Source organism: Scleromatobacter humisilvae (assembly GCF_023231945.1).
In the GTDB taxonomy this organism is placed as follows: Bacteria; Pseudomonadota; Gammaproteobacteria; order Burkholderiales; family Burkholderiaceae_C; genus Scleromatobacter; species Scleromatobacter humisilvae.
The window spans coordinates 1,366,005-1,390,023 of sequence record NZ_JAJLJH010000001.1; the positions used below are offsets into that span (position 1 = coordinate 1,366,005).

Genomic DNA, 24,019 nt, shown 5'->3' on the forward strand with positions numbered 1-24,019 from the left:
AATCATCCAAACTGGTTATGACGAACCTGCTGCCCCGCATGGACCTGAACCTGCTCGTCTCACTGGACGTGCTGCTCGCCGAGTGCCATGTCACCCGCGCCGCGTCGCGGCTTGGTCTGTCGCAGCCGGCCCTGTCGGCGCAACTGCGCCAGTTGCGCGATGCCTTTGGCGACCCGCTTCTGGTGCCCGGTCCCAGGGGCATGACACCCACCTCGCGCGCGCTGGCGCTGAAGGCTCCCTTGCGCGAACTGCTGGCCGGTTTTCATGGCTTGATCAGTGCGGGGCTGGCCTTCGATCCGCTGACGGCGCAGCAAGTGTTCCGCATCGCGGCCACCGACTCCATCCACAGCAGCGTCACCACGCCACTGGCGGCGCGGCTGGCCATGCTCGCGCCGCAGTGCCAGCTGGCCATGCAGCGCGTCGACCTGCAGACCCTGCCCGAACAAATGGCCAGCGGCGAGATCGACCTGGCGTTGCTCACCGCACAACCCATGCCCGCCGCGCTGCACGCGCGCAAGCTCTACGACGAAGGCTTTCTGTGTGTGATGCGGCTAGGCCATCCCGCCGCTGCCAAGTCGATGGATCTGGATACGTTCTGCAGTCTTGCCCACATGCTGGTGTCGACCAGCGGCGGCGGATTCGTGGGCGCCGTGGACGGCGCACTTCAGGCGCTGAATCGCAGCCGGCGGGTGCAGATCTCGGTCAACAGCTTTCTGTTGGTACCCCGGCTGATCGAGGGGACCGACTTGATCGCCACCGTGCCTGCGCGGCTGGCGCGCCACTGGGCCGGGCAGCTGGCGGTGGTTTCCGTGCCGCTGGAGGTGCCGGGATTCTCAGTCTCCATGGCGTGGCACGCGCGCGCGCACGCCGATCCGGCCCAGGTCTGGCTGCGCGATACGATGCGGAAAGCGGTGTGTCCTTAACACGGGCTTCGTGAGGACGATTGGCGCCAACGCGAGCGCCGCGCGGAAGGTTCGCAGCGTGATGCGCGGGCCTCGTTGCGATGCGACCCGTTGGCGCCACCCGCTTTGGGCCGCAGCATCTGCGCTTGGAGGGCATCGTCGTACACCGTGAACATCACGACGGCGCCGACCGATCGACCGTCGCCCTCAGCCGAGAAAGGACGATCCCGACGGAGCCCGTGAAGTCGGCAGCGGCCTTTGCCGACGGCGCTCGGGCATCGCGAGCGATCTTCATGACTGACCTTGCGTGGACGCGACGCAGGATGCTGAAGAAGGCGCGTCGTCGCGTCCGGGGTTCTGCGCCCGCTCACTGAACCGGAGCGGCGTGGCAGCGGGATCTCGGGACGTGCACGCGTGATTCTTCGCGCAAGCCTGGCAGCCTCCTCGATCAATGGCGCAATTTCCTGATCCGGCCCCGAATCCTCTCGTCGCCTCCTGCCTCGACCTGCACATATGGGCCGCCGTCGAAAGGGTCCGATCCGCGCCCGGTGAACCGCGGATGAACGGGCGGCACCGATGCTCAGAAGCGGAACAACCCACCCACCTGGACGCCGTTGATGCGCTGACCCGTCAGGTTGGTCCCGGAGAAGTTCTTGGTCAGCGCGGCCGAACCGGCCAGGCTGAACGCGGCGGTCGAGTTGTTGTCGATCGAATCGATCAGCGAATAAAGCGTCAGGTTGGAGAAGACCTGCCAGTAGGCGCCTACCGACCAGCCGGAGGCGTCGCCGCTCGACGCCTGGTTGTCCTTGATCTTGCCGTACAGGCCGCCCAGGCGGAGCGTCGGCGTGAGTCGGTAGTCCGCCGAGACCTGGTAGACGTCATAGGCGGTGCTGACCGTCGCGTTGGTGCCGCTCACGACCGTGGGCAGGTTGCCGACTTCGTTGCCGCCCGTGTTGTTCAGCGCGCCGCCGCCGTTGTTCGATCGGACGTAGGTCGCGTAGATCGTGCCTTGGCCGTAGTCGTAGTTCACGTAGGCGTTGTGATAGAAGACGTCGTTGCCGTGCGCGGAGCCGCTGGGCGCGTGGGCCACCAGTCCCTGGTAGCCGACGTGGGCCGGGCCGCCGATGTAGTCCACGCGCAGCTGGTACACGCCCTGGTTGTACGCGCTCTTGCCCTGGTTGCCGCCGCCTCCCAGCGCGTAGTGCGCCGCCATCTGCACGCCGCCGATGCGCGGCGAGATGTAGGCGATGTCCCCGTCGTACCGGGACGGCACGCCGAACGAGTTCACCACCGAGCCCAGCGTGCGCTCGGTGTAGTCGACGTAGTTGCCGCCGAGGAAGGGCTCGCTGTTCTGGCGGCCGACGCGCACCTCGCCATAGGGCGTCGTCACGCCGGCCCAGGCCTGGCGGTCGAACAGGCGGCCGCTGGTGGTCAGGCCCGTCGTGGCGGCGTTCGGCTGATCGGCTTGCGTGCCATTGGTGGCGTTCAGGCCCGTCTCCAGCGTGAAGCCGCCGCCGTAGCCGGATCCGAAGTCCTTCGAGCCCGTGAAGCCGAGCCGGCTGCGCATGATGGCGCCGTCCTGCAGCGAGTTGATCTTGACGCCCCCGCTGCTGCTCATGTGGTTGAGGTATTCGTCGATCGAGCCATAGACCATGAAGCTGCCGCCGTTGGTCCTGAGCTGCAGAAGGCGCGGCACGGGCACGAGCTGCGAGGCCGTGCCGATATCGGTCACCGCAGGAATGGCGGGCGGTGGGTTGACGACCAGCGCAGGAGCCGCAGCGGCCGGCGCGGCTGCCGCCTTCTGCGCGTCCGCGGCGCGTTGCGCCTGCAGGTCGGCGACCTGGGCTTGCAGCTTCTGCAGCGCGGCCTGCAGATCGCTCAGCTGGTCGGCGCGCGCGGCGCCCGATGCAAGGATCAATGCGCTCGACGCGAGCGCGGCTGCGACGGCGTTCATGCGAAACAGGGATGGGCGGTTCATCTGAGGTCTCCTCGGTGTGGTCTGGTGGTGTTGATCCGGATGCAGCCAAAGTCGCGGGGCGCACGACGTGATCAGTCATCGGCGCGGCTGATTGAAAAAATGGACGCGAGTGTTCTCCCGGGGCACCGAGGTGCTCCGTTTCTTCGGTCGGGGGTGGTCGACGTCAGCAGCGCAGGGCTGCTTCAGGCATCAACGGTGTGGCGGTTTCCGGGCCGAGGGGTCGCTTCCGGACACCGAATACACGGCAGTCGGCGCGTTCCGTGTCTGCAGGAACTCTTGCATGCTCTGGCCCCTCATCGCGGCGTACACGTGGAGATTCGACAAGCCGCTCACCGCCGCGAGCTTCTCGAGCAGGAAGAAGATGACGCCGTAGTGCATCAGCGCTTGCCAATCGCGGCGTGCCAGGAGGTCGCGCTCGACGTCGCTGAGGCCCGCGGTGCGCATCGCCCCGGCCTCGTCCGCCCGGAACGCCTCGCGCGCTTGCGGGTCGATCAGCGAGTGGAGGAACTTGTTGATGCGGTAAGCCTTGACGCTGCGTTCCAGCGTGAACGGATAGGTGCCCTCGAGCGCGTCCAGGCCCAGCGTTTCGCGCGCCATGTGCTCGCGGTGCCGGCGCACCTCGGACTCGTGCGCCGGCGTCGCGTGGTTCTCGAAGACGAGCGTGGCGATTCCGGTCATCGACGGCAGGTAATACGCCTGGTGCCGCGGCGTCACGTTGGCCGACAGCGCGCCGCGCATGACCAGCCACATGATGACCTCGGCGCTCTCGTAGCCGCCCAGCGTCGCGAGCTCGGCCACCGTCATCTCCGTCAGGCGCACCGGATCGTTGACGATCAGGTCGAGGAACTTCGCATCCCACCCGGTGTTGTTGAAGCCCGAGCGTTCGCCGTGCACCTGGTGCGACAGGCCGCCGGTGGCGATGATGGCCACGCGCAGGTCCTGCGGAAAGCTCTCGATCGCGCGCCGCAGGGCCTGGCCAAGCTTCCAGCAGCGGCGCGCGTTGGGACCCGGCGACTGCAGCACGCCCACCTGCAGCGGCACGATGGGGAACGGCCAGCCGCCGGCGTGGTCGCACAGCACCGACAGCGGCGAGAAGCAGCCGTGGTCGAGCGGGCGATCCTGGAAGAACGAGAGATCGAACTCGTCGGCGGTGAGGGACGCGCCGATGTGCGCCGCGAAGGCCGGATGGCCCTGGATGCCCGGCAGGTCGCGCGGTCCGCCGCCCTCGTCGGCCACCTCGAAGCGCTCGCCCACGCCGAGTGCGAACGCAGCGTAGTGGTCGAAGAAGAACGAGGTGACGTGGTCGTTGTAGACGACGATCGCGACGTCCGGCCTCTGCTCTTTCAGCCAGGCCTTGACCGGCGCGAAGGCCGCGACGATCGGGCCCCAGACGGGGTCGTCGCCGGCCGCCTTGTCGTGGGCGAATCCGATGGTGGGCGTATGCGAGCAGGCGACGCCGCCGATGATGCGAGCCATGGTGTGTCTCCGTTCAGATGCGGGCGAGGCGAGACTCGCCGCGGGCGCCGGTTGCGTCGGACACGTCGTCGGCCACCCGGGCCTTGAGCACGGACAGGCCGGCCAGCAGCGCCGGGATCGCCAGCATCGCGATGATGGCGCCGAATCCCCAGCCCGCGGCCAGGAACACGCCGCCGATGCTGGAGCCCAGGATGCTGCCGAAGCGACCCATGCCCAGCATCCAGCTGACGCCCGTCGCGCGCGCGAGGGTCGGATAGCAGTTCGGCGCGAACGCGTTCAGGCCGGTCTGCGCGCCGCTCATGAAGAAGCCCGCGGCCGCGACGAGCAGGCCGAGCGAGCTCGACAGCGGGCCCGCGCTGGACAGCGCCAGGATGCAGGCGGCACCCACGGCGTAGGACACGCCGATGACGCGGGTCGGCGACACATGATCCATCGCCCAGCCGACCAGGATCGCCCCCAGCGTCCCGCCGATCTGGAACATCGCCGTGATGCTGGCGGCCTTTGCGATGGGCAGGCCCGCGTCCTTGATCAGCGTCGGCAGCCAGCCGGTGAGCAGGTAGATCACCAGCAGGCCCATGAAGTAGGTCGTCCACAGCGCGACGGTCATGCCGCCGTAGCCGCGCGAGAACAGCACGCGCGTCGGCGCCTTGGCCTGCAGGGCCGGCTCCGGCGCCACGAACTCGGTGCCCGGCTCGAAGTGGGTGCGGCAGACGCGTCCCAGCACGGCGCCGATGCGCTCCGCCGCGTGGCGACGCACGACCATGAAGCGCGCCGACTCGGGCAGCAGCACCACCAGCAGCGGCACCAGCAGCAGCGGCAGCGCGCCGCCGGCCTGCAGCACCGCACGCCAGCCGAACTGCGGGATCAGCCACGCCGCGGCGAATCCGACGACGCCCGAACCGAGGTTGAAGCCGGTGAACATGATCGCGATCAGCAGCGAGCGCGAGCGCTGCGGCACGTACTCCGACAGCAGCGTCGTCGAGTTGGGCATGGCCGCGCCCAGCCCGAGTCCCGTGAGAAGGCGCAGGCTGGCCATCCCGGTGAGGTCGGCGGTCAACGAGGTCAGCGCCGTGAAGATGCCGAACAGCAGCACGGAGATGGTAAGCACCGTCTTGCGGCCGATGCGATCGGAGGCCGGGCCGGCGATCAGCGCGCCCAGCACCAGGCCGACCGGCGCGGCGCTCATCACCAGGCCGAATGCGGCGCGCGAGGCATGCCACTCCTGCAGGATGGAGGGCGCCAGGAAGCCCATGATGGCGACGTCCATGCCGTCGGCCGCCACCACCAGGAAACACAGGGCCAGCAACAGCCACTGCATCGCGCCCATCGGGCGATCGTCGATGAACGTCTTCACGTCCACGCGTGCGGAATGTCTCATGAGTCTTGTCTCCAGTTCGTCGTGTCGCGGAGGCCGCCGTCGATCTCAGTCGACGTAGCGCAGCCCCGCCGCGGCCAGCTTGCCGCGCATGTCGTAGATGTCCAGTCCCAGCTCGCCGGCGGCGAGGCGGGCGCGCCTGTTCTTTTCGTTCGCTTCGCGGGCCGCCGCGAGGTCGGCTACTTCGGCGGCGGATGCGGCCGGCACGATGACCACGCCGTCGTCGTCGGCCACCACGACGTCGCCCGGGTGCACCAGCGCGCCCGCGCACACGACGGGCACGTTGACCGAGCCCAGCGTGGCCTTGACCGTGCCGCGCGCGTTCCGGGCGCGCGCGAAGACGGGGAAGCGCATCTCGCGCAGTTCCTGCACGTCGCGCACGCCGCCGTCGATCACCAGGCCCGCGCAGCCGCGCGCGCGGAACGACGTCGCCAGCAGGTCGCCGAAGAAGCCGTCGACATTGGCCGTGGTGCACGCGGCGATCACCACGTCGCCCGGCTGGAGCAGTTCGGCGGCCACGTGCATCATCCAGTTGTCGCCGGGCTGCAGCAGCACCGTGACCGCCGGACCGCAGGCGCGCGCGCCTTCGTAGATCGGCGCGAGCACCGGCTGCGCAAGGCCCGCGCGGCCCATGGCCTCGTGCACGGTGGCGACGCCGAATGCACGCAGGCGCGCAACGGCCTCGGCGGGCGCGCGCTCGATGTTTCTCTTGACGATGCCCAGCGTGTTCATCGCGCGGCTCCCTGTTGGCGAGCGTCGAGGGCCGCGGCCAGGCGCGGATAGACGCGACGCGCGTTGAGTTCGAAGATCTGCCGGCGCTCGGTGTCGCTCAGCGTCGGCGCCGCCTCGATGAAGCGGCGCGTGTCGTCGTAGGCGTGACCCGTCTGCGGGTCGATGCCGCGCACGGCGCCGATCATCTCGGAGGCGAACAGCACGTTCTTCGCGGGGATGACCTTGGTGAGCAGGTCGATGCCGGGCTGGTGGTAGACGCAGGTGTCGAAGAAGATGTTCTCCAGCAGGTGCTCCTCGAGCAGCGGCTTCTTCATCTCCTGCGCGAGGCCGCGGAAGCGTCCCCAGTGGTAAGGCACCGCGCCGCCGCCGTGCGGGATCACGAAGCGCAGCGTGGGGAAGTCCTTGAACAGGTCGGAGGTCAGGCACTGCATGAAGGCGGTGGTGTCCGCGTTCAGGTAATGCGCGCCGGTCGTGTGGAAGCACGCATTGCAGCTGGTGCTCACGTGGATCATCGCGGGGATGTCCAGCTCGGCCATGCGTTCGTAGATCGGGTACCAGTGGCGGTCGGACAGCGGCGGCGACGTCCAGTGCCCGCCTGACGGATCGGGGTTGAGGTTGAGCGCCACGAAGCCCAGTTCGTTCACGCAGCGGTCGAGTTCGGGCAGGCAGGTGCGCGGGTCGGCGCCGGGCGACTGCGGCAGCATCGCGGCGCCGATGAAGTTGTCCGGGTAGAGGCCGGCGACGCGAGCGCACAGGTCGTTGCACAGGCGCGCCCAGGTGACGCTCGTCTCGACGTTGCCGATGTGGTGCGCCATGAAGCTGGCGCGCGGCGAGAACACCGTCAGGTCGATGCCGCGCTCGCGCATCTTCGCGAGTTGGTTCGCCTCGATCGATTCGCGCAGTTCTTCGTCGCTGATCTTCAGCGCGTCGGGCGAGGGGGTCAGCGCGGCGTCGGCGAGGCCGGCGACCTGCTGGTTGCGCCACGCCTCCAGCGCCCTGGGCGCCGTGGTGTAGTGGCCGTGGATGTCGATGATCATGAATCGTTTCCTGGAATGACGACCTGCCCGCGGAACAGCGCACGGGCGGTGCGCAGCAGGGCGACCGACTCGAACTCCGCGGGGCGCGCGCCGAGCACGAGGCGCACGGTGAATTCGCCGGAAGGGTGTTCGATGGACAGGTACTGCTCGCGCGCGTCCGCGCGCGGCACGAATTCGGCGGCAACCGAGTCGTCCATCAGGCACGCCGTGGCGACCGAGACGGCCCCCAGCACGCCGATCGCGTCGTGGCAGCGCTTGGGAATGAAGGTGCGCGTGTGGATGGCGCCGCCGTCGATCGCTGGCGCAACCAGCGTCATCTTCGGCACCACCTTGTCGGCGACGTCGCCGAGGCCCATCAGCGGGCCGGCCAGCAGGCGGATGCGCTCGACGCGTGCCTTGAGCGCGACGTCGGCGTCGAGCGACTGCGGCGTTTCGTAGCCGCTCGCGCCGACAGCGGACGCGCGCAGGACGACGACGGGCATGCCGTGGTCGATGCAGGTGACGGCCACGCCGTCGACGACGTCGCGGACGCGGCCGGTCGGCAACAGCGCGCCGCAGGACGAGCCCGCGATGCCGGCGAACTTCAGCAGCACCGGCGCAGCCGTGCCGGGCACGCCGCTGATGGCGGTGTCGCCCGCGTACTGCACGCGGCCATCCGGCGTGCGAATGACGGCCGTGCACAGCGAGTCGGTGTTGACCATCCGGATACGCACGGCCGTATCGCCGTCCCGCGCAGGCACGAGGCCCTGCTCGATCGCGAAAGGACCGACGCCGGCGAGGATGTTGCCGCAGGTGGGCGCGTAGTCGATGCGCGATTCGTGGGCCACGACCTGGCCGAACAGGTAGTCGATGTCGGCGTGCTCGTGTGTCGACCGCGACACGATCGCGACCTTGGTCGTGAGTGGCGTGCCGCCGCCGATGCCGTCGATCTGCCGCGGTTCCCCATGGCCCATTGCGCCCAGGATCAGCGTGTCGCGCGCGGCCGCGTCGGCCGGCAGGTCGGTGGCGAGGAAGTAGGCGCCCTTCGAGGTTCCGCCGCGCATCAGCGTGCACGGCACTTCGTCGCCGGGTCTCGGCGATGCGGGCGTGGCGAGGTTCGTCGTCATGCACCCAGTGTCTTTCAGCCGGTCGACGCGTGAGCTGACTTCGACTTTCCGAGCGTTCTGAGTTTCTTATACAAAAGGGTTAACCCTTGATGCCGTACGAAGGGATCTCAGCGCAACATGGCACTCATGAACCGTCAGGAACCCCATCGAAAACTTATCGATGACCGCCATGGTGATGCGCTGGCGATCAACCTGAGGCACCTGCGTGCTGCCATCTCGGTGGCGGCCCACGGCAGCATCGCGCGCGCCGCCGAGGATCTGTTCCGCGTCTCCTCGGCGGTGACGCGCTCCATCTCGGAGCTCGAACAGGCGCTGGGCCTGCCGTTGTTCGAACGACGCGCGCGCGGCGTCGTCCCCAACGCGTACGGCGAGAGCGTGCTGCTGCGGGCGCGCCGCATCGAGCAGGCGTTCGACCAGGCCAGCGAGCAGCTGATGGCCCGCGGCGGCGTGAAGGGCTCGCACGACCTGCACTCGACGTTCGCATCGATCCTGAACGGGCGCCGCCTCGCCATCCTGGCGAGTCTCGCCGAGAAGCGCAGCATCACCGCGGTCGCCCGCGAGTTCGGCGTCACGCAGCCCGGCATCAGCGCGGCGCTCAAGGACCTCGAGACGGCCTGCGGCGTGCCGATCTTCGAGCGTTCGGCGCGCGGCATGGTGCCTACGCAGGCCGGAGAGATCCTGATCTTCCACTGTCGCCGCGTCCTGTCCGAACTGCGGCACATCATCCCGGACCTGGCCGCGATCGAGGGCCGCCTGCAGGGCAGCATCACGGTGGGCGCGCTGCCGCTGGGGCGCACGCACATCCTGCCGCGGGCGATCGCGCTGCTGCTGCGCGAGCATCCGCAGTTGCACGTGGCGACCGTGGAGAGCCCGTACGAAGTCCTGGCCGCATCGCTGCGCAGCGGCGACATCGACTTCATCCTCGGGGCATTGCGCAACCTGCCGCCAGACTCGGAAATCCGCGAGGAGCCCTTGATGCTCGACCGCATCTCGGTCATCGCGCGCGCCGGGCATCCGCTGGCGGGGCGGCGGGCGAACTTCAAGGACATGCGCGAGGCGACCTGGGTGCTGTCGCGACGGGGCGCCCCGTCGCGCGAGTTGTTCGACCGCTTCTTCTCCGACGCCCGCCAAGGGCCGCCGCACCCGTCCGTGGAGACAGGGGACCTCGCGGTGCTGCGCGGCCTGTTGCTCGAGAGCGACATGCTGACCGCGATCTCCGCCCACCAGCTGCGCTACGAGATCCAGGCCGGCAGCCTCGTCGTGATCGACTTCCCGCTCGACCGCACGATGCGCCAGATCGGCATCTCGCTGCGCCAGGGCGCGCTACCTTCGCCCGGAGCGCGCGCGCTGATGGACAAGGTGCGCGACGTCGTCCAGGACAGCTCCGACTTCCGCGCCTGAGCCCGTGCCTTGCGTTTGTTGATGCAGGATCGATAAGTTTCCTGCGTGAAAACAGGTCGGGATGGTGTGGTCTTACCCCGCGAAATCGGGCTGAAGGATCCTCGGGCTTACCCTAGAAATAACAATCTCTGATGGCGCGGAAGCGCGAAGTCACGCCGCGCCCGGCGTCCGGTGCCCACACTGTCGATGCACACGACACCGTCGCCAACGACAACATCGTCCACGCCCAGGAGACTCAGACATGACCCGTGACATCGACGCCAGCCGGCGCGCCACCCTGAAGCTGGCGGCCACGTTCGCCGCCGCGACCTTGCTGTTCGGCGCGGCGCGCGCCGACGAGCCGATCAGGATCGGCCTGGTCATTCCGATGACCGGACCGTTCGCGTCGACAGGCCGCCAGGTGGATGCCGCGGTCAAGCTGTTCATGGCGCAAAGCGGTGGCACGGTGGCGGGCCGCAAAGTGGAGGTGATCCTCAAGGATGACGCGGGCGTGGCCGACACCACGCGCCGCGAGGCGCAGGAACTCGTCGTCAACGACAAGGTCACCGTGCTCGCCGGCTTCGGGCTGACGCCGCTGGCCTTCGCCACCGCGCCCATCGCCACCCAGAGCAAGACGCCGATGGTCGTGATGTGCGCCGCGACGTCCGTCATCACGGAGCGCTCGCCGTACATCGTTCGCTCGGGCTTCACGGTGCCGCAGATCACGCTGGGCATCGCCGACTGGTCGACGAAGAACAAGATCCGCAAGGTCGTCACGCTGGTGTCCGACTATGGCCCTGGCATCGATGCCGAAAGGACCTTCACCGAGCGCTTCACCGCGGGCGGCGGCACGGTCACGAGCGCGCTGCGGGTGCCGATGGCCAACCCGGACTTCGCGCCGTTCCTGCAGCGCGTGCGCGACGCGCAGCCCGACGCGGTGTTCGTGTTCGTGCCGTCCGGCCTCGGCGGCTCGTTCATGAAGCAGTTCTCCGAGCGAGGCCTCGGCAAGGCCGGCATCCGTCTGCTGGCCACGGGCGACGTCGTCGACGACGACCTTCTCAACGACATGGGCGACGCGGCGCTGGGCGTGGTGTCGTCGCACCATTACTCGGCAGCGCACGCGTCCGCGGTCAACAAGAAGTTCGTCGAGGACTTCGAGAAGGCCAACAACGGCATGCGCCCCAACTTCCATGCCGTGGGCGCCTACGACGGCATGCGGGTGATCTTAGAGGCGCTCAAGGCGACCAAGGGAGCGGGCGGCGACGCACTGCTCGCGGCCATGAAGGGACAGTCGTTCGAGAGCCCGCGTGGGCCGGTGACGATCGATCCGCAAACGCGCGAGGTGGTCCAGAACGTCTACACGCGCCGGGTCGAGCGCGTGCCCGCGATGGGCAACCAGCTGTTCAACGTGGAGATCGACACGATGGCCGCGGTCAAGGATCCGGGCAAGGCCAAGTAGGCGCACCCGATGCTGACCCTCCTGTTCGACGGCGTCGCCTACGGCATGCTGCTGTTCCTCCTGGCGGTGGGGCTGGCGGTGACGCTGGGGCTGATGAACTTCATCAACCTGGCGCACGGCGCGTTCGCGATGCTGGGCGGCTACGCCATGGTGATGATGATGGAGCGGTTGCACCTGCCGTTCCTCGCCGCGCTGCCCCTGACGTTCCTGGCCACGGCGGCGCTCGGCGCCGTGTGCGAGCGGACCTTGTATCGGCCGATGTATGCGAAGCCGCATCTCGACCAGGTCCTGTTCAGCATCGGCCTGGTGCTGATGGCGGTCACCGCCGTCGACTACTTCGCGGGCTCGCAGCAGCAGCCGGTCGACATCCCCGACTGGCTGCGCGGCCGATTCGACTTCGCGGCCGTCGGCGTCGGGAAGTACCGGCTCTTCATCATTGTGGTGTGTGGCCTGCTGGCCGTCGGACTGCAGGCGGCGCTGACGCGCACGCGCTTCGGCAGCCGGCTGCGGGCGTCGGTCGACGATGCGCGCGTGGCGCAAGGCCTGGGCATCGACGTCAACCGCGTGTTCCTGCTCACCTTCGCCGTCGGCTCCGGCCTGGCGGGGCTCGGCGGTGCCCTCGGGGCCGAAGTGCTCGGACTCGATCCGTCGTTCCCCCTCAAGTTCATGATCTATTTCCTCGTGGTCGTCGCCGTCGGCGGCACCAGCACGATCACCGGCCCACTGTTCGCGGCGCTGCTGCTGGGCATCGCTGACGTCGCAGGCAAGTACTACGTGCCCAAGCTGGGCTCGTTCATCGTCTACACGCTGATGGTGGCGATCCTGCTGCTGCGGCCGCACGGGCTGTTCGTGCGCAAGGGAGTCGGCCGATGAGCGCGTCACTGGAAGGACTGCGCGCGCATGCACGCTGGCGCTGGTGGGAATTCGCGGTGCTGGCGGCGCTGGTGGCGTCGTGGTTCGCGTTGCCGGGTCGCGCGCTGCTGCTCAACGAGATCGCCACGCTCGCGCTGTTCGCTGTCTCGTTGGACCTCATCCTGGGCTATGCCGGCATCGTGTCGCTGGGGCATGCCGCGTTCTTCGGCTTCGGCGCCTACGCCGCCGCCTTGTTCGCCAAGCTCGTGATGCCCGATCCGTGGGTGGGCCTGGGCGTGGCCGTCGTCGGCTCGGCCGTCCTGGGCGCGGTCAGCAGCGTGCTGATCCTTCGCGGCTCGGACCTCACGCGCCTGATGGTGACGCTCGGCGAGGCCGCGATCCTGTACGAGCTCGCCAACAAGTTCGACGGCCTGACCGGCGGCGCCGACGGCCTGCAAGGTGTCGCCATGGGGCCGGTCGTCACGCCCTTCGGGCGCTTCGACTTCGACATCGGCGGTCGCGTGGCCTTCGCCTACTCGCTGTTCGTGCTGGTCACGGCGCTGCTGGTCGCGCGGCGTGTCGTGCATTCGCCGCTGGGCGTTTCCCTGCAGGCCTTGCGCGACAACCGGCTGCGCGTGGCAAGTATCGGGCTGTCCGTCAATGCGCGGCTCGTGGTCGTCTACATCCTGGCCGCCGCGCTCGCGGGCGCGGCGGGCGCGCTTGTCGCGCAGACCAGCGGCTTCGCATCGCTGGACCTGTTCGACTTCCATCGCAGCGCCGACGTCATGCTCGTCCTGGTGATCGGCGGCACGGGCTACTTGTACGGCGGCGTGTTCGGCGCGATCGTCTTCAAGCTGCTGCACGACATCATCTCCGCGTGGACGCCGCAATACTGGAACTTCTGGCTGGGCCTGTTCCTCGTCGTGCTGATGCTGGTGGGCCGCGAGCGGCTCCTGTCACCGCGCCAGTGGTGGGCGAGGAGCACGCCATGAGCATCGTCCTCGAGACGCGCGGCCTTCTCAAGCGCTTCGGCGGCATCACGCCCACCAACGACGTCTCGCTGAAGGTGGAGACCGGCGCGCGCCTCGCACTGATCGGCCCCAACGGCGCAGGCAAGACGACGCTGGTCAACCTGCTCACGGGCGTGCTCGCACCGACGGCGGGGAGCGTCTGGCTGGACGGCCGCGACATCACGGGCCTCGCACCGCACCGGCGCGTCGCGCGCGGCATCGTGCGCACCTTCCAGATCAACCAGTTGTTCAACGACCTGACGCCGCTGCAGTCGCTGGCGCTCGCGGTCTCGTCGCAACAAGGCCTGGCGCGCGGCTTCTGGCGCGTGCTGGGTTCGCAAGCTGCGGTGGGGGACGAGTGCGACGTCCTGCTGCGTCAGTTCCACCTCGACGACGTGATGCACCAGAAGGTGCGGCACCTGGCCTACGGCAAGCGCCGCCTCCTGGAGATCGCGACCGCGCTGGCATGCAAGCCGCGCGTGCTGCTGCTGGACGAACCCGTGGCCGGCGTGCCCGAAGGCGACCGGCATGAGATCTTCGACATCATCAACGCCTTGCCGCCGGAGGTCTCCATCCTGCTGATCGAGCACGACATGGGTCTGGTCTTCAACTTCGCGCGCAGCGTGACCGTGCTGGTCAACGGCAGCGTGTTCGCCGAAGGCGACGTGGCCAGCATCTCCGCCGACCCGCGCGTCAAGGCGGTGTATCTCGGCGAAGGGGAGGACGCACATGCCTGAACTCCTGGCCGTTCGCGGCCTGCGCTCGGGCTATGGCGAGGCCGTCGTGGTGCAGGGCATCGACCTCAGCCTGGCCCAGGGCGAATCACTGGCCTTGCTCGGGCGCAACGGCACGGGCAAGACGACACTGCTCAACACCATCGCCGGCGCCACGCGTCGCCACGCGGGCAGCATCGTGCTGGGCGGCCTCGACATCACGACGCTGGCGTCCCACAAGCGGGCCGCCGCGGGCATCGGTTGGGTGCCGCAGGAGCGCAACATCTTCAAGTCGCTGACCGTGGACGAGAACCTGAGCGCCGTGGCACGTCCCGGCGCGTGGACGATCGCCGGCGCCTACGGGATGTTCCCGCGCCTGGCCGAGCGCAAGGCCAACATGGGCAACGAGTTGTCCGGCGGGGAGCAGCAGATGCTGGCCGTCGCTCGGGCACTCGTGCTCAACCCGAAGCTGCTGCTGCTCGACGAGCCGCTCGAGGGCCTGGCGCCCATCATCGTCGAGGAGTTGCTGCGCTCCATCGCGTGCGTCGTTCGCGACGAGGGCATGAGCGCCATCATCGTCGAACAGAACCCGCGCCACATCCTGCCGATCACGCAGCGCGCCGTGGTGCTGGATCGCGGAGCCATCGTCCACGCGGGCGACAGCGACGAGTTGCTGCGCGACAAGGCGACGCTCGATGCGTGGCTGTCGGTGAACGCCGGGACGCCGCGCGCGTCGGGCTGACAGGGCGCCGAGGCCGCTTGCCCGTTCGTGCCTCGCGACGCTTCCGCCCTCGGGTCGAGCGCGGACGGCGCGCGTGCGCCCATCGCATCGATCAATCGACGCGTGAAGAAAACGCCATAACTTTGTGTCGATACTGAAATCTGAGTTTGAGCGTCATTTTCTCGAAGCTCGTACGGCAGGTCTGCCGTCCGTACAAACACCGCATAAGAAAGTCTCATCAAGACTCGGTCCATTACTCACGCTGTCGGCCTGTCCCGCGCGGGACACTTTTCATCGTCGAGGCCAGGCCGCAAAGCCGATGGACCCGACGCACAAGACGCAGTCGGTGCGAGACGCCTTCCACGAGGGTCGATCGGCAACCGGTGGCCCAACTCAAGACAGAAAGCGAGACAGAGACATGAAGCCTTCACTCAGCGCGATCGCGCTCGGCATCGGATTGATGGTGGCCGGAGCAACGGCCAGCGCGGCCACCTACACGATCAACTTCGACGACCTCGCGGCCGGCACCACGATCTCCAGCCAATACGCGTCGGCCACCGGCGCGACGTTCACCGCGGGCGGCGCCAGGACGTACGACGCCCAGTCCCAGGGCAACGGCGCATGGGCCGACAACACGGACATGACCCTCGTCAGCGCCACCGGCTCCGACACCAACAACCTGGGCACCCCGTCGCTGGTCGGCGGCAACATTCTCGGCAGCTACAGCGGCTGGGAAGCCGAGGACGGCGATCCCGCCTTCACGATCTCGTTCGCGCAGGCCGTCAGCTCGTTGAGCGCGGACTTCGCGTCCGTTTACTACGGCACCGACGTCGCCATCTACGCCTACAGCGGAAACACGCTGGTCGGCACCGTGACGGGCGGCGCATCGGACTACGGACAGTTCGCATTGAGCCTGTCGGCGCCGGACATCACCTCGGTCGTCATCACGCCGGGCTCCTACGGCGACTACGTCGCGGTCGACAACGTCCGCTTCACGACCTCGGTTCCCGAGCCCACCAATCTCGCGCTGCTCGCGCTCGGTCTCGGAATCATCGCGGCGCGTCGCCGCAAGCTGATCCGCGACGACGCGCGCTGAGCACCTCAACCCTGGATGAAGGAGACAACAATGAATACCGATCGTCGACAACCTGATTGCCGCCATGGCCGCCGTTCAGCGGCTGCGTGCCTCGCTGCCGCCCTGTTCAGCGTGACCGTTCCGATGCAGGCGGCCCTCGCCGCCGTCGCGACGGCCCCGGCCGTTCCCCTCAAGCTGCAACTGCCCAAGCTGGCCCCCATCTCCGCGTGCGCATCGCTGGTGAACCTCGACGTCACGCGCTACACCGACGCCAAGGTGACGATGACCGCGGCGGTCGCGACCAGCGCCACCGCCCAGCCGTACTGCAAGGTCACGATGACCGTCGCGCCGGCCAACACGGTGGTGGTCGACCTGCCGATGACGGGCTGGTCGCAGCGCTACGTGCAGTCGGGCTGCGGCGGGGAGTGCGGCATGGTCTCGAATTCGCTGGCGCCGACGGAGTCGTCCGGCTGCGCGGTCGTCAACGACGGCTCGATCCTGACCGCCTCGACCGACATGGGCCACCAGGGCGGCGGCAGCCCCAACGGTGCCTGGGCGGCCAACAACCCACAGGCCATCATCGACTTCGCGTACCGCGGCGAGCATGTCACCGCGCAGGTCGCCAAGGCGCTGGCGCAGAAGTTCTATGGCAAGACGCCCGCGTATTCGTACTTCGACGGCTGCTCGGACGGCGGCCGGGAAGCGATGATGGAGGCGCAGCGCTATCCGACCGATTTCAACGGCATCATCGGCGGTGCGCTGGTGCAGGACGGCGTCACGCAGAACACCTATCACCACGGCTGGAACGCGCTGTCCAACCAGGACGACGCCGGGAACTACATCCTGGTGGCGAGCCGGCTGCCCCTGCTGCATCAACTGGTGCTCAATGACTGCGACGCCATCGACGGCCTGGCCGACGGCCTGATCGACGACCCGCGCCAATGCCACTTCAACCCGGTCGCGCACGTGTGCACGACGGCCGATACCAGCGCCTGCCTGACCGCGGCGGAGGCGGGAGCGGCGCAGCGCCTGCACGACGGCCCGGTGGGCACCGATGGCACGCACTACGACCACAAGATCGCGCACGAGTGGGGCTCGGAACTGGCCTGGTCGCTGTTCGTTCCGAACACGGCAGCGGGCCCGTCAGGCAGCCTCAACTTCGTGACGTCGTGGTACCGCTACATGGGGCAGCCCAACCAGGTGATGCCGACGTGGAACGTCACCAAGGACACGCTGCCGCTGACCCCGGCCGGCTTCTGGAATGCCCAGGCGCTCGCGGTCGCGCTGACGGCCGACAACCCAGACTTGAGCGCGTTCAACAACAACGGCGGCAAGATGATCATCTGGCACGGCTGGTCCGACCAGCACGTCACGCCGCAGGGCTCGCTCGAGTACTTCCACGCGGTGCGCAACCAGATGGGCGCGGGTGTCGAGGACTCGTTCGTGAAGCTCTACCTCTTCCCGGGCGTCTACCACTGTGGCGGCGGCGAGGGCCCGGACACGGCCGACCTGCTCACCAACATGATGAACTGGGTCGAGGCCGGCGCCGTGCCCGGAATGGTCGTCGCGTCGCAGATGTCCGGCTCGAGCGTCACGCGGACGCGTCCCATCTACCCGTTCCCGACGGTGGCTCGCTACAACAACGATGGCTCGGACGTGAACAGCTACACCAGCTTCCATCCGGTCACGATGGCGGACACGACCGACGCCACCGACGACTACAGCTGGATCGGCAGCACGCTCTACACCCCGGGACACCAGTCGGCTTGCGTGGCCAACGGCACGCAGCTGGTGTGCACGCCTGCGGCGCTGCCATCCTCGGTGACGGGCCTCTGATCGAAGGCGGCCGGCTGCCGCCGCCATTCTGACGACCAGGCGAAGACCGCCTCGGCGCTGCCGCTCCGTGCAGTTCAGTCCCTTCGGACGAAGCGCGGGGAGCAGCGCCTTTTCGTTTCCGCGCGGTCTACCAGCATGCCCGGCGCACGAAGGAAGAGCCCATCGACGGCGTCAGCATCGTCGAGGTTTTGATGAAGGCCATGGCGCACACGCGCCAGGCCGTCAAGTAACTGCTGGACGAATGCGCTCGCGCAACGCGCTGAGGGACGCGGAGCATAGTGGCTACATGGTGGCTGACGTCAGCCCACATTCCTCGACATCTTCCAATCGTGGAACCCGCGACGGAAGCCCGCGAAGACCTTCAATCGCGCCACAGGCTCGAGCCCGTGCGCCTCAATCCTCCGAAGATTCCGGCAGTCCCCGGAATCGCGAACGGTACGTTGCCGGCGACACGCCGAGGCGGCGCACGAATGCCAGCCGCATGCGGTCGGCGGATGCAAAGCCGCAGTCGAATGCAACGGTCTTCAGCGGCATCGCGGTGCTCTCGAGGACGTGTCGGGCGGCATCGATGCGGGCGCGCTCGACGAACTCGCGCGGTGTCGTCTGCGCCCAGGCGCCGAACCCGCGAGCGAAGCTGCGGCCGCTCATACCAGCGGCCTCGGCCAACGCCGCGACCGACAGGTCGCCTTGAAGATTCGCCATCACATGCGCCTGCACCTTGGCCATCGGATCGTCCGCATCGCGAACCGCCGCGAGGTACGGGCTGAACTGCGACTGGCCGCCCTGGCGCTGCGCGAACACCACCAGCCGCTTGGCCACCGCACGCGCGACGTCGGCGCCGTGATCCTCGGCGACCAGCGCAAGCGCCAGGTCGATGCCCGCCGTCACGCCGGCCGACGTGATCAGCGGACCGTCACGGCAATGAATGCGGTCGGCCTCGACCCGGGCGTCGGGAAAACGACGCGCCAGCAGGGCGGACCACTGCCAGTGCGTCGTGACCGTGCGGGCCGCCAGCAGGCCCGCGGCACCTAGCGCGAACGCGCCCGTGCAGATCGAACCGTACCGAGGCGCCCGCGCCGCCACGGCTTTCAGCCACGCGATCAGTGCCGGCTGGACAGCCTGTGTCGGCAACGCCGGGCCGCCGGCCACCAACGCGATGTCGAAACGCGCGGTCTCGTCCTCGAACGCGATATCGCTCAGCAGGCGCTGCCCATTCGATGCCCGCACCGGCTCGGCACCCTCGCCTGCGACGCTGGCGACGTATCCGGCGTCGGCGGCAACAAAGGCGTTGGCCTCGCTGAAGACGTCCAGCGGGCCGGAGACATCGAGCGCCTGCACACCCGGAAAGACGGCGACGACCACCTGGCGCACAAGCCCCCCTCGAGCTGGGTTCCGCCACACGCGACGTGCGTCTGGCAGGTTTCGACGTGTCCGGGCCGTCTCGGTGTGCGACGCGAGGCGGAGACTGTCTCCACCCGCTCATTGTCACAAATCGGAGCCTCTCATGAGACAGACCATCGCCGGCATCGCCATCCCCGACAGCAGCCTCGCACGTGCCGCCACGCAATTGGTGCGTGATACCGAGCCCGACCTGCTTTTCCACCATTCGCGCCGAGTCTTCCTGTTCGGCGCCCTGACCGGCCAGCGGCGCGGTCTGCGATTCGACGCCGAGCTGCTCTACGTCGGCGCGCTCTTCCATGACATGGGCCTGGTGCCGGCCCATAGCAGCGCCGATGAGCGCTTCGAGGTCGATGGCGCCAACGCCGCACGCGATTTCCTGCAAGCCAACGGCGTCGGCGAGACGGACATCGAGCAGGTGTGGGACGCGATCGCGTTGCACACCACGCCCGGCATTCCACGTCACAAGAAGCCGGTCGTCGCGTTGGTCACGGCGGGCGTCGAGATGGACGTGCTGGGCCTGGCCTACGACGACTTCTCGGCCGAGGAGCGCGACGCCGTCGTCATCGCGCATCCGCGCGAAGCGAACTTCAAGGAAAGCATCATCGCCGCCTTCGCCGAGGGCACGCGCCACAAGCCGGAGACCACGTTCGGCAACGTGAAGGCGGACGTGCTGGCGCTCAAGGACCCGGGCTATCGCCGCCTGAATTTCTGCAGCCTGATCCTGGGTTCGGCCTGGAACGACGGTCGTGCGGTGCACCGCTGTCCGGATTGCTCGCCTACGCCGGCAGCGGCAGCCTAGTGCGATGAAGCGATCCAGACGACGCGGTGCCCGCAATCCAGGAGAAGCAAGATGAACACATGCATCAAGTTCAAATCGGCAACCGAGAGATCCAACGGAGCGTCCAGATGGGCGATCGCGATCCTGATCGCATCAGGAGTGGTTCTGGGCCCCGTGGGAGCCCATGCCCAATCCGTCGGCCAGCCTCCACAGGGCACCGAAGCGACTCGAGACGATTATTTTCATACGGGCGCGGGAGCGCGATACCTGCGGCGCGCCGATTCCGATCTCGTCGTCGTGCCCCTGCGCGGAAACATCACGGTACTGATGGGTTCGGGGGGCAACATCACCGTTCTCTCTGGCAGCGACGGCAAGTTCCTTGTCGATGCGGGCATCAGCAAATCGCAAGGCAGGCTGAAAGCCGCTCTCGACAACATCAGCCCGACTCCGCTGAAGTACGTGGTCAACACGCATTGGCACTGGGATCACACGGATGGCGATGAATGGATGCATGCTGCCGGCGCCACCATCGTTGCTCACAGGAATACGTTGAAGCACCTGACCGAGACGACGCACGTGAACGCGTGGAACTGGACTTTCGAGCCGGTGCCCGAAGGAGCCCGGCCGACGCTTCTGGTGGATCAGGAGAAGTCGTTCACCTTCGCGGCAACCCACATCGAAGTCGAGAATTTCGGTGGCGGCCACACCGATGGCGACCTGTGGGTCTATTTCAAGGAGGCCGACGTATTGGCGCTGGGCGACACCTTCTGGAACGGCAACTACCCGTACATCGACAACGAGGACGGTGGCAGCATCGAGGGTGCGATCAAGTGGGCCGACGAGGCCGTTGCGAGCACGACCGACCACACCATCGTCATTCCGGGCCATGGCGCCGTGGGCACTCGCGCCCAACTGATCGAATTCCGCGACATGTTGGTCACGGTGCGGAACAACGTGGCCGCCCTGAAACAACAGGGCAAGTCGCTCGACGAGATCGTCGCTGCCAAGCCGACTGCCGCTTTCGACGCCAAGTGGGGCAAGTTCGTGTTCAACGGCGATCAGTTCACCAGGATGGTGTACGCCGGTCTGCGGTCATGAAGCGAAGGCCCGTAGTCGCGCCATCGCCATGAGGGGCGACAGGCTGCTCTGCGAGGCGTACGCATACACGCCGCCGAGGGCCTTGACTCCTGCCGGAGCGATCTGGTTGTCGTCGAGACGTGGGCTCATCGGGCAGCCCTGGAGATCATTCAATGGGCGGGGGTGGTAAGCGCGGTGTCGTCCGCGTCCACCACGAACACCGCCAGAAGCTTCGCTGGTTCGGTCTTGCTCGCGTTGCGGCTGACCGGGTGGCTCGCGGCGGGCGGTTCGCAGAAGCTCTCGCCCGCGTGCAGGACGCGCAAGGGCCCGTCATTGACCTGCGATTCGATGGCACCCGAGACGACATAGCCGTAGATGAACGCCGATCGCGCGTGCACGTGCGACGGCGATGCGCCCCCTGGCGGGTAGTCGACGACGACCGCGACAAGCGACTTTCCGGGAATGTTCGGAATCGCTTGCCGGAATGCAATGGTCGCCTTCTCGGCCGGCTGTGCGGCGATCGGCAGCGATGCGGGGCCAATGGTCGCGCCTGCTGCGATCGCGACGGCTTTCAGCCATGAAGTGCTCACGTGTTTTTTCCTGTCAAGGTGGATATCGCTGCGGCGCGCGCGTCGGATGGCAGTGCGCAATCGCTACGAGGCCGGCCGGTGCGACCGATCGCTGCACTGATGGGAAGCACTGCCTGCCGGGTGATCGCAGCCGGTTCGGGTGTTCCAGCGCGAGGCGAGGATGACGGCACAGATGTCTACCCGCCGAAAGTTCGAGTCCTTGAATGCGAGGGCGTCATCGTTGAACGTTCCGAAGGTGCTGTCGGGGCGGTGCTTCATGCCCTGATAGAAGGCGTCGATGATTTCATGCTGGAAGTCAGACTCTCGCGGGAACGCGGCAACGACGGCCTCGCGCTGCGCCTTGGTGAATTGCTCGTAGCCGCGGCCAGCCACGTCCATGCCGGCTCCCGCCTGCACCAGCGCGATCTCCGGCTGCATGAACTGCGGTATGCCGGGCGTCGTGTGGAGTGCGACGGCGTTCCAGACGGTCTCGATGTCCCTCTCGGAGATCCCGTGCCCGCGAAGAAAGTCGCGCGCCGCGTTCGCGCCGTCCACTTCGAAGCGAAGCTGGCTGTCTTCATAACGCGCGGTGAGGCCGATGTCGTGAAACATCGAGGCCGCGTAAAGCAGTTCCGGGTCGAACTTCAATCCCATGCGGTTTCCCGCGATGGCACCCCAGCAATAGACGCGGATCGAGTGGTGGAACAGCAAGTCGCTCTCGGTGTCACGAACGAACTGCGTCAATTCGCGTGCGAGTTGGCTGTCCGGAACAGGAACACCTGGAACCTTGTTGAGCATCATGAATTTCTCCAACTGGTGGCCTCTTGCGTGATCGATTGCAGACGATGATCCACGAGATGCTCGATGAACAGAACTGATGTCCATTCATGTTCGCAATGCATTCGGCTCATCAGAAGGAAGCACGAGGCATCTGCCGCGGAGGCCTGGAGACGCTTGCCGGCCCTGGTCAGCCGGATTCTGCGACCAATGGAAGAGCCGGCCTCTGCGTCGCTTCGACTTCATGCTGGTCAGCGAGACCTTCATGCCAGTCGAGGACGCGGCGCGCACCTTCGCCATGATCCGGCGCCTCGACGATCGCGCGTTGACGGATCGACGCCGATCCGGCAGATCAATGCGCTGGCGCCGCGCGGCACCGGCTAGCGTCCCCGCGCGCGGATGCCCGTCAGGCCGGGAATCCCTGGAACTGCGCGAAGTCGGCAACGAGCGCCCGCGGCATCCGCGTCCGGTTCACCCGGGCCTCGGGATCGCCGTAGCCCATGGACATGCCGAAGGCCGTCATCTCCTCCGGGGGCATGTGCAGGCGCGCGGCGAGCACGTCGTGGAACGGCGCGAAGGAGACCTGCGGGCAGGTGTCGACGCCCCGCGCCTTCGCGGCGATCATCACGCATTGCGCGAACAGCCCGAGGTCGATCCAGCTGTGCGGCTTCAATCGGCGGTCGATGGTGAAGATGAGGCCCACTGGCGCGCCGAAGAACGAGAAGTTGCGCTCCGTCTGGCGCGCGCGTGCGGTCGCGTCGTCGCGGGCTATGCCGAGCGACGCGTAGTAGCGCGTCCCGAAGTCGATCATCCGGGCGCGGTACACGTCCGGCAGCGGTTCGGGGAAGTGCGCCGGCGGCGGCGCGCGTCCGGCGCGCGAGGCCGCGACGAGGGCGTCCGCCAATTCGTCCTTGGCGGCGCCGCTGACCACGTACACCCGCCAGGGCTGGATGTTGGCGCCGCTCGGTGCGCTCGCCGCGTCGTCCAGGATCTCCTCGACGAGCTGGCGTCGCAGCGGCGGCGGCCTGAAGGCACGGACCGACCGCCGCGAGCGCACGACGGCAGAGACGCATTCGGCGATGGCGGCCTGGGGCCACTCAGTCGTTGCCTGGGGCATGGCGTCACTCCTGCGGGGCGGCGTGATACGAGATCCTGCCGGAGGGCAGGAAGAACAGCGCGATGACCGCGCCGCCGCGCGCTTCCGGATAGTGCTGGCTGCCCGGCGCCGGCGCCGTCCAGCCGCCCGGGCACCAGCCGTTGGGCCCGTTCAGGGCGGCGCCGGGCGTCAGCGGGACGACCATGTTGAACTCGCCGTAGGGGTGGCCGTGATACTGGCCGCGAAAGCGCTGGTCGGGATGGCCCTGGCGGTTGCCGGTGCTGTCCATGACCACTGCCGTGATGCTGAAGTGGAGCGTGCGCTCGGACGGCTCGGCGATGCGGCTGCGGCGATAGGACGCGCCGCCGATCTCGACGTTCGCCGCCCAGCCGTCCTCCACGCCCTGGGTCACCAGACGGGCCAGCGTCTCGTAGAGCTCGCTGCCCGGGCCGTACTTCTGGTTCAGCCAGCGTTCGACCGCGGTGCCGGTCGTCATGTCCTTCACCTCCTCGAGGAAGGGAATGCAGCGTTCGATCAGCGCCCCGCGCGCGTCGATGAGGGTCTCGGTCGTCATGGTGCGGTCTCCTGGTTGACTGACGCCATCATGGGTAAACCGTGAAGTGAATGGAACTGATGTCCTTGCAATCGCACAATGCATGGGATTCAAGT

At 67.8% G+C, this 24,019-nt stretch carries 22 protein-coding genes and 1 pseudogene; 11 read left to right on the forward strand and 12 right to left on the reverse strand.

Annotated features, from left to right (window positions below; translation table 11 throughout):
- Positions 1–17: 17 nt before the first annotated feature.
- Positions 18–923 (forward strand): LysR family transcriptional regulator, encoded by a 906-nt coding sequence (locus LPC04_RS06540; protein WP_275681377.1) that lies wholly within the window; start codon positions 18–20, stop codon positions 921–923.
- Between the two features lie 559 nt (positions 924–1,482).
- Here LPC04_RS06540 and LPC04_RS06545 read toward each other — a convergent pair.
- The 6 genes from LPC04_RS06545 to LPC04_RS06570 all read right to left on the reverse strand — a co-directional run bounded on the left by LPC04_RS06545 (position 1,483) and on the right by LPC04_RS06570 (position 8,606).
- A complete protein-coding gene (locus tag LPC04_RS06545; protein ID WP_275681378.1) occupies positions 1,483–2,880 on the reverse strand; it encodes a porin in 1,398 nt (465 codons plus the stop codon).
- Positions 2,881–3,069: 189 nt separating this feature from the next.
- Entirely contained in the window at positions 3,070–4,356 is a 1,287-nt protein-coding gene (locus LPC04_RS06550) for a gallate dioxygenase (RefSeq protein ID WP_275681379.1), read from the reverse strand.
- A 13-nt stretch (positions 4,357–4,369) separates the two neighbouring features.
- Positions 4,370–5,734: an MFS transporter gene (locus LPC04_RS06555; protein ID WP_275681380.1), complete on the reverse strand. Its 1,365-nt coding sequence runs from the start codon at positions 5,732–5,734 to the stop codon at positions 4,370–4,372.
- 45 nt (positions 5,735–5,779) lie between these two features.
- Positions 5,780–6,463, reverse strand: a complete 684-nt coding sequence (locus LPC04_RS06560) for a 4-carboxy-4-hydroxy-2-oxoadipate aldolase/oxaloacetate decarboxylase (protein WP_275681381.1) — start codon at positions 6,461–6,463, stop codon at positions 5,780–5,782.
- Positions 6,460–7,500, reverse strand: coding sequence for an amidohydrolase family protein (locus tag LPC04_RS06565; protein WP_275681382.1), 1,041 nt, complete (start codon positions 7,498–7,500; stop codon positions 6,460–6,462). Before LPC04_RS06565 ends, LPC04_RS06560 begins: the two co-directional genes overlap by 4 nt.
- The gene (locus tag LPC04_RS06570) at positions 7,497–8,606 is read right to left on the reverse strand and encodes a 4-oxalomesaconate tautomerase (protein ID WP_275681383.1); all 1,110 of its coding nucleotides are present in this window, start codon (positions 8,604–8,606) and stop codon (positions 7,497–7,499) included. The genes LPC04_RS06565 and LPC04_RS06570 overlap by 4 nt, the downstream gene beginning before the upstream one ends.
- A 126-nt stretch (positions 8,607–8,732) precedes the next feature.
- On the opposite strand from LPC04_RS06570, the gene LPC04_RS06575 reads away from it, so the two are divergent.
- From LPC04_RS06575 to LPC04_RS06610, 8 genes are all read left to right on the forward strand, one after another.
- A complete protein-coding gene (locus LPC04_RS06575; protein ID WP_275681384.1) occupies positions 8,733–10,007 on the forward strand; it encodes a LysR family transcriptional regulator in 1,275 nt (424 codons plus the stop codon).
- A 241-nt stretch (positions 10,008–10,248) separates the two neighbouring features.
- Positions 10,249–11,445, forward strand: coding sequence for an ABC transporter substrate-binding protein (locus LPC04_RS06580; protein ID WP_275681385.1), 1,197 nt, complete (start codon positions 10,249–10,251; stop codon positions 11,443–11,445).
- 9 nt (positions 11,446–11,454) lie between these two features.
- Entirely contained in the window at positions 11,455–12,318 is an 864-nt protein-coding gene (locus LPC04_RS06585; RefSeq protein ID WP_275681386.1) for a branched-chain amino acid ABC transporter permease, read from the forward strand.
- Positions 12,315–13,289: a branched-chain amino acid ABC transporter permease gene (locus LPC04_RS06590; protein WP_275681387.1), complete on the forward strand. Its 975-nt coding sequence runs from the start codon at positions 12,315–12,317 to the stop codon at positions 13,287–13,289. The genes LPC04_RS06585 and LPC04_RS06590 overlap by 4 nt, the downstream gene beginning before the upstream one ends.
- The gene (locus LPC04_RS06595) at positions 13,286–14,044 is read left to right on the forward strand and encodes an ABC transporter ATP-binding protein (RefSeq protein WP_275681388.1); all 759 of its coding nucleotides are present in this window, start codon (positions 13,286–13,288) and stop codon (positions 14,042–14,044) included. Before LPC04_RS06590 ends, LPC04_RS06595 begins: the two co-directional genes overlap by 4 nt.
- A complete protein-coding gene (locus tag LPC04_RS06600; protein WP_275681389.1) occupies positions 14,037–14,762 on the forward strand; it encodes an ABC transporter ATP-binding protein in 726 nt (241 codons plus the stop codon). Before LPC04_RS06595 ends, LPC04_RS06600 begins: the two co-directional genes overlap by 8 nt.
- A 397-nt stretch (positions 14,763–15,159) precedes the next feature.
- Positions 15,160–15,837 carry a PEP-CTERM sorting domain-containing protein gene (locus LPC04_RS06605; protein WP_275681390.1) on the forward strand — a complete coding sequence of 226 codons (678 nt, stop codon included), beginning with the start codon at positions 15,160–15,162 and terminating at the stop codon, positions 15,835–15,837.
- 111 nt (positions 15,838–15,948) lie between these two features.
- Entirely contained in the window at positions 15,949–17,652 is a 1,704-nt protein-coding gene (locus LPC04_RS06610; protein WP_275681391.1) for a tannase/feruloyl esterase family alpha/beta hydrolase, read from the forward strand.
- A 393-nt stretch (positions 17,653–18,045) separates the two neighbouring features.
- Here LPC04_RS06610 and LPC04_RS06615 read toward each other — a convergent pair whose 3' ends face one another.
- Positions 18,046–19,023, reverse strand: coding sequence for a GlxA family transcriptional regulator (locus LPC04_RS06615; RefSeq protein WP_275681392.1), 978 nt, complete (start codon positions 19,021–19,023; stop codon positions 18,046–18,048).
- A 133-nt stretch (positions 19,024–19,156) separates the two neighbouring features.
- Here LPC04_RS06615 and LPC04_RS06620 point away from each other — a divergent pair, with 133 nt between their 5' ends.
- Complete coding sequence (locus LPC04_RS06620) at positions 19,157–19,852, forward strand: HD domain-containing protein (RefSeq protein WP_275681393.1); 696 nt, start codon at positions 19,157–19,159, stop codon at positions 19,850–19,852.
- Between the two features lie 51 nt (positions 19,853–19,903).
- Positions 19,904–20,929, forward strand: a complete 1,026-nt coding sequence (locus LPC04_RS06625) for an MBL fold metallo-hydrolase (RefSeq protein ID WP_275681394.1) — start codon at positions 19,904–19,906, stop codon at positions 20,927–20,929.
- Positions 20,930–20,956: 27 nt separating this feature from the next.
- Here LPC04_RS06625 and LPC04_RS06630 read toward each other — a convergent pair.
- From LPC04_RS06630 to LPC04_RS06650, 5 genes and pseudogenes are all read right to left on the reverse strand, one after another.
- A pseudogene (locus LPC04_RS06630) lies at positions 20,957–21,058 on the reverse strand (carboxymuconolactone decarboxylase family protein); the annotation flags it as partial.
- Positions 21,059–21,078: 20 nt separating this feature from the next.
- Positions 21,079–21,450, reverse strand: a complete 372-nt coding sequence (locus tag LPC04_RS06635; protein ID WP_420854708.1) for a cupin domain-containing protein — start codon at positions 21,448–21,450, stop codon at positions 21,079–21,081.
- A 111-nt stretch (positions 21,451–21,561) separates the two neighbouring features.
- Positions 21,562–22,275 carry an HD domain-containing protein gene (locus tag LPC04_RS06640; protein WP_420854709.1) on the reverse strand — a complete coding sequence of 238 codons (714 nt, stop codon included), beginning with the start codon at positions 22,273–22,275 and terminating at the stop codon, positions 21,562–21,564.
- Between the two features lie 385 nt (positions 22,276–22,660).
- Positions 22,661–23,371 (reverse strand): nitroreductase, encoded by a 711-nt coding sequence (locus tag LPC04_RS06645; protein WP_275681396.1) that lies wholly within the window; start codon positions 23,369–23,371, stop codon positions 22,661–22,663.
- Positions 23,372–23,375: 4 nt separating this feature from the next.
- A complete protein-coding gene (locus LPC04_RS06650; RefSeq protein ID WP_275681397.1) occupies positions 23,376–23,924 on the reverse strand; it encodes a 4-hydroxylaminobenzoate lyase in 549 nt (182 codons plus the stop codon).
- Positions 23,925–24,019 lie beyond the last annotated feature (95 nt).

Excerpts from the sequence above, each read along its gene's own strand:
- LPC04_RS06540 (WP_275681377.1), top strand. The coding sequence starts at position 18 with ATGACGAACCTGCTGCCCCGCATGGACCTGAACCTGCTCGTCTCACTG.
- LPC04_RS06545 (WP_275681378.1), bottom strand. The coding sequence starts at position 2,880 with ATGAACCGCCCATCCCTGTTTCGCATGAACGCCGTCGCAGCCGCGCTC.
- LPC04_RS06550 (WP_275681379.1), bottom strand. The coding sequence starts at position 4,356 with ATGGCTCGCATCATCGGCGGCGTCGCCTGCTCGCATACGCCCACCATC.
- LPC04_RS06555 (WP_275681380.1), bottom strand. The coding sequence starts at position 5,734 with ATGAGACATTCCGCACGCGTGGACGTGAAGACGTTCATCGACGATCGC.
- LPC04_RS06560 (WP_275681381.1), bottom strand. The coding sequence starts at position 6,463 with ATGAACACGCTGGGCATCGTCAAGAGAAACATCGAGCGCGCGCCCGCC.
- LPC04_RS06565 (WP_275681382.1), bottom strand. The coding sequence starts at position 7,500 with ATGATCATCGACATCCACGGCCACTACACCACGGCGCCCAGGGCGCTG.
- LPC04_RS06570 (WP_275681383.1), bottom strand. The coding sequence starts at position 8,606 with ATGACGACGAACCTCGCCACGCCCGCATCGCCGAGACCCGGCGACGAA.
- LPC04_RS06575 (WP_275681384.1), top strand. The coding sequence starts at position 8,733 with ATGAACCGTCAGGAACCCCATCGAAAACTTATCGATGACCGCCATGGT.
- LPC04_RS06580 (WP_275681385.1), top strand. The coding sequence starts at position 10,249 with ATGACCCGTGACATCGACGCCAGCCGGCGCGCCACCCTGAAGCTGGCG.
- LPC04_RS06585 (WP_275681386.1), top strand. The coding sequence starts at position 11,455 with ATGCTGACCCTCCTGTTCGACGGCGTCGCCTACGGCATGCTGCTGTTC.
- LPC04_RS06590 (WP_275681387.1), top strand. The coding sequence starts at position 12,315 with ATGAGCGCGTCACTGGAAGGACTGCGCGCGCATGCACGCTGGCGCTGG.
- LPC04_RS06595 (WP_275681388.1), top strand. The coding sequence starts at position 13,286 with ATGAGCATCGTCCTCGAGACGCGCGGCCTTCTCAAGCGCTTCGGCGGC.
- LPC04_RS06600 (WP_275681389.1), top strand. The coding sequence starts at position 14,037 with ATGCCTGAACTCCTGGCCGTTCGCGGCCTGCGCTCGGGCTATGGCGAG.
- LPC04_RS06605 (WP_275681390.1), top strand. The coding sequence starts at position 15,160 with ATGAAGCCTTCACTCAGCGCGATCGCGCTCGGCATCGGATTGATGGTG.
- LPC04_RS06620 (WP_275681393.1), top strand. The coding sequence starts at position 19,157 with ATGAGACAGACCATCGCCGGCATCGCCATCCCCGACAGCAGCCTCGCA.
- LPC04_RS06625 (WP_275681394.1), top strand. The coding sequence starts at position 19,904 with ATGAACACATGCATCAAGTTCAAATCGGCAACCGAGAGATCCAACGGA.
- LPC04_RS06640 (WP_420854709.1), bottom strand. The coding sequence starts at position 22,275 with ATGCTCAACAAGGTTCCAGGTGTTCCTGTTCCGGACAGCCAACTCGCA.
- LPC04_RS06645 (WP_275681396.1), bottom strand. The coding sequence starts at position 23,371 with ATGCCCCAGGCAACGACTGAGTGGCCCCAGGCCGCCATCGCCGAATGC.
- LPC04_RS06650 (WP_275681397.1), bottom strand. The coding sequence starts at position 23,924 with ATGACGACCGAGACCCTCATCGACGCGCGCGGGGCGCTGATCGAACGC.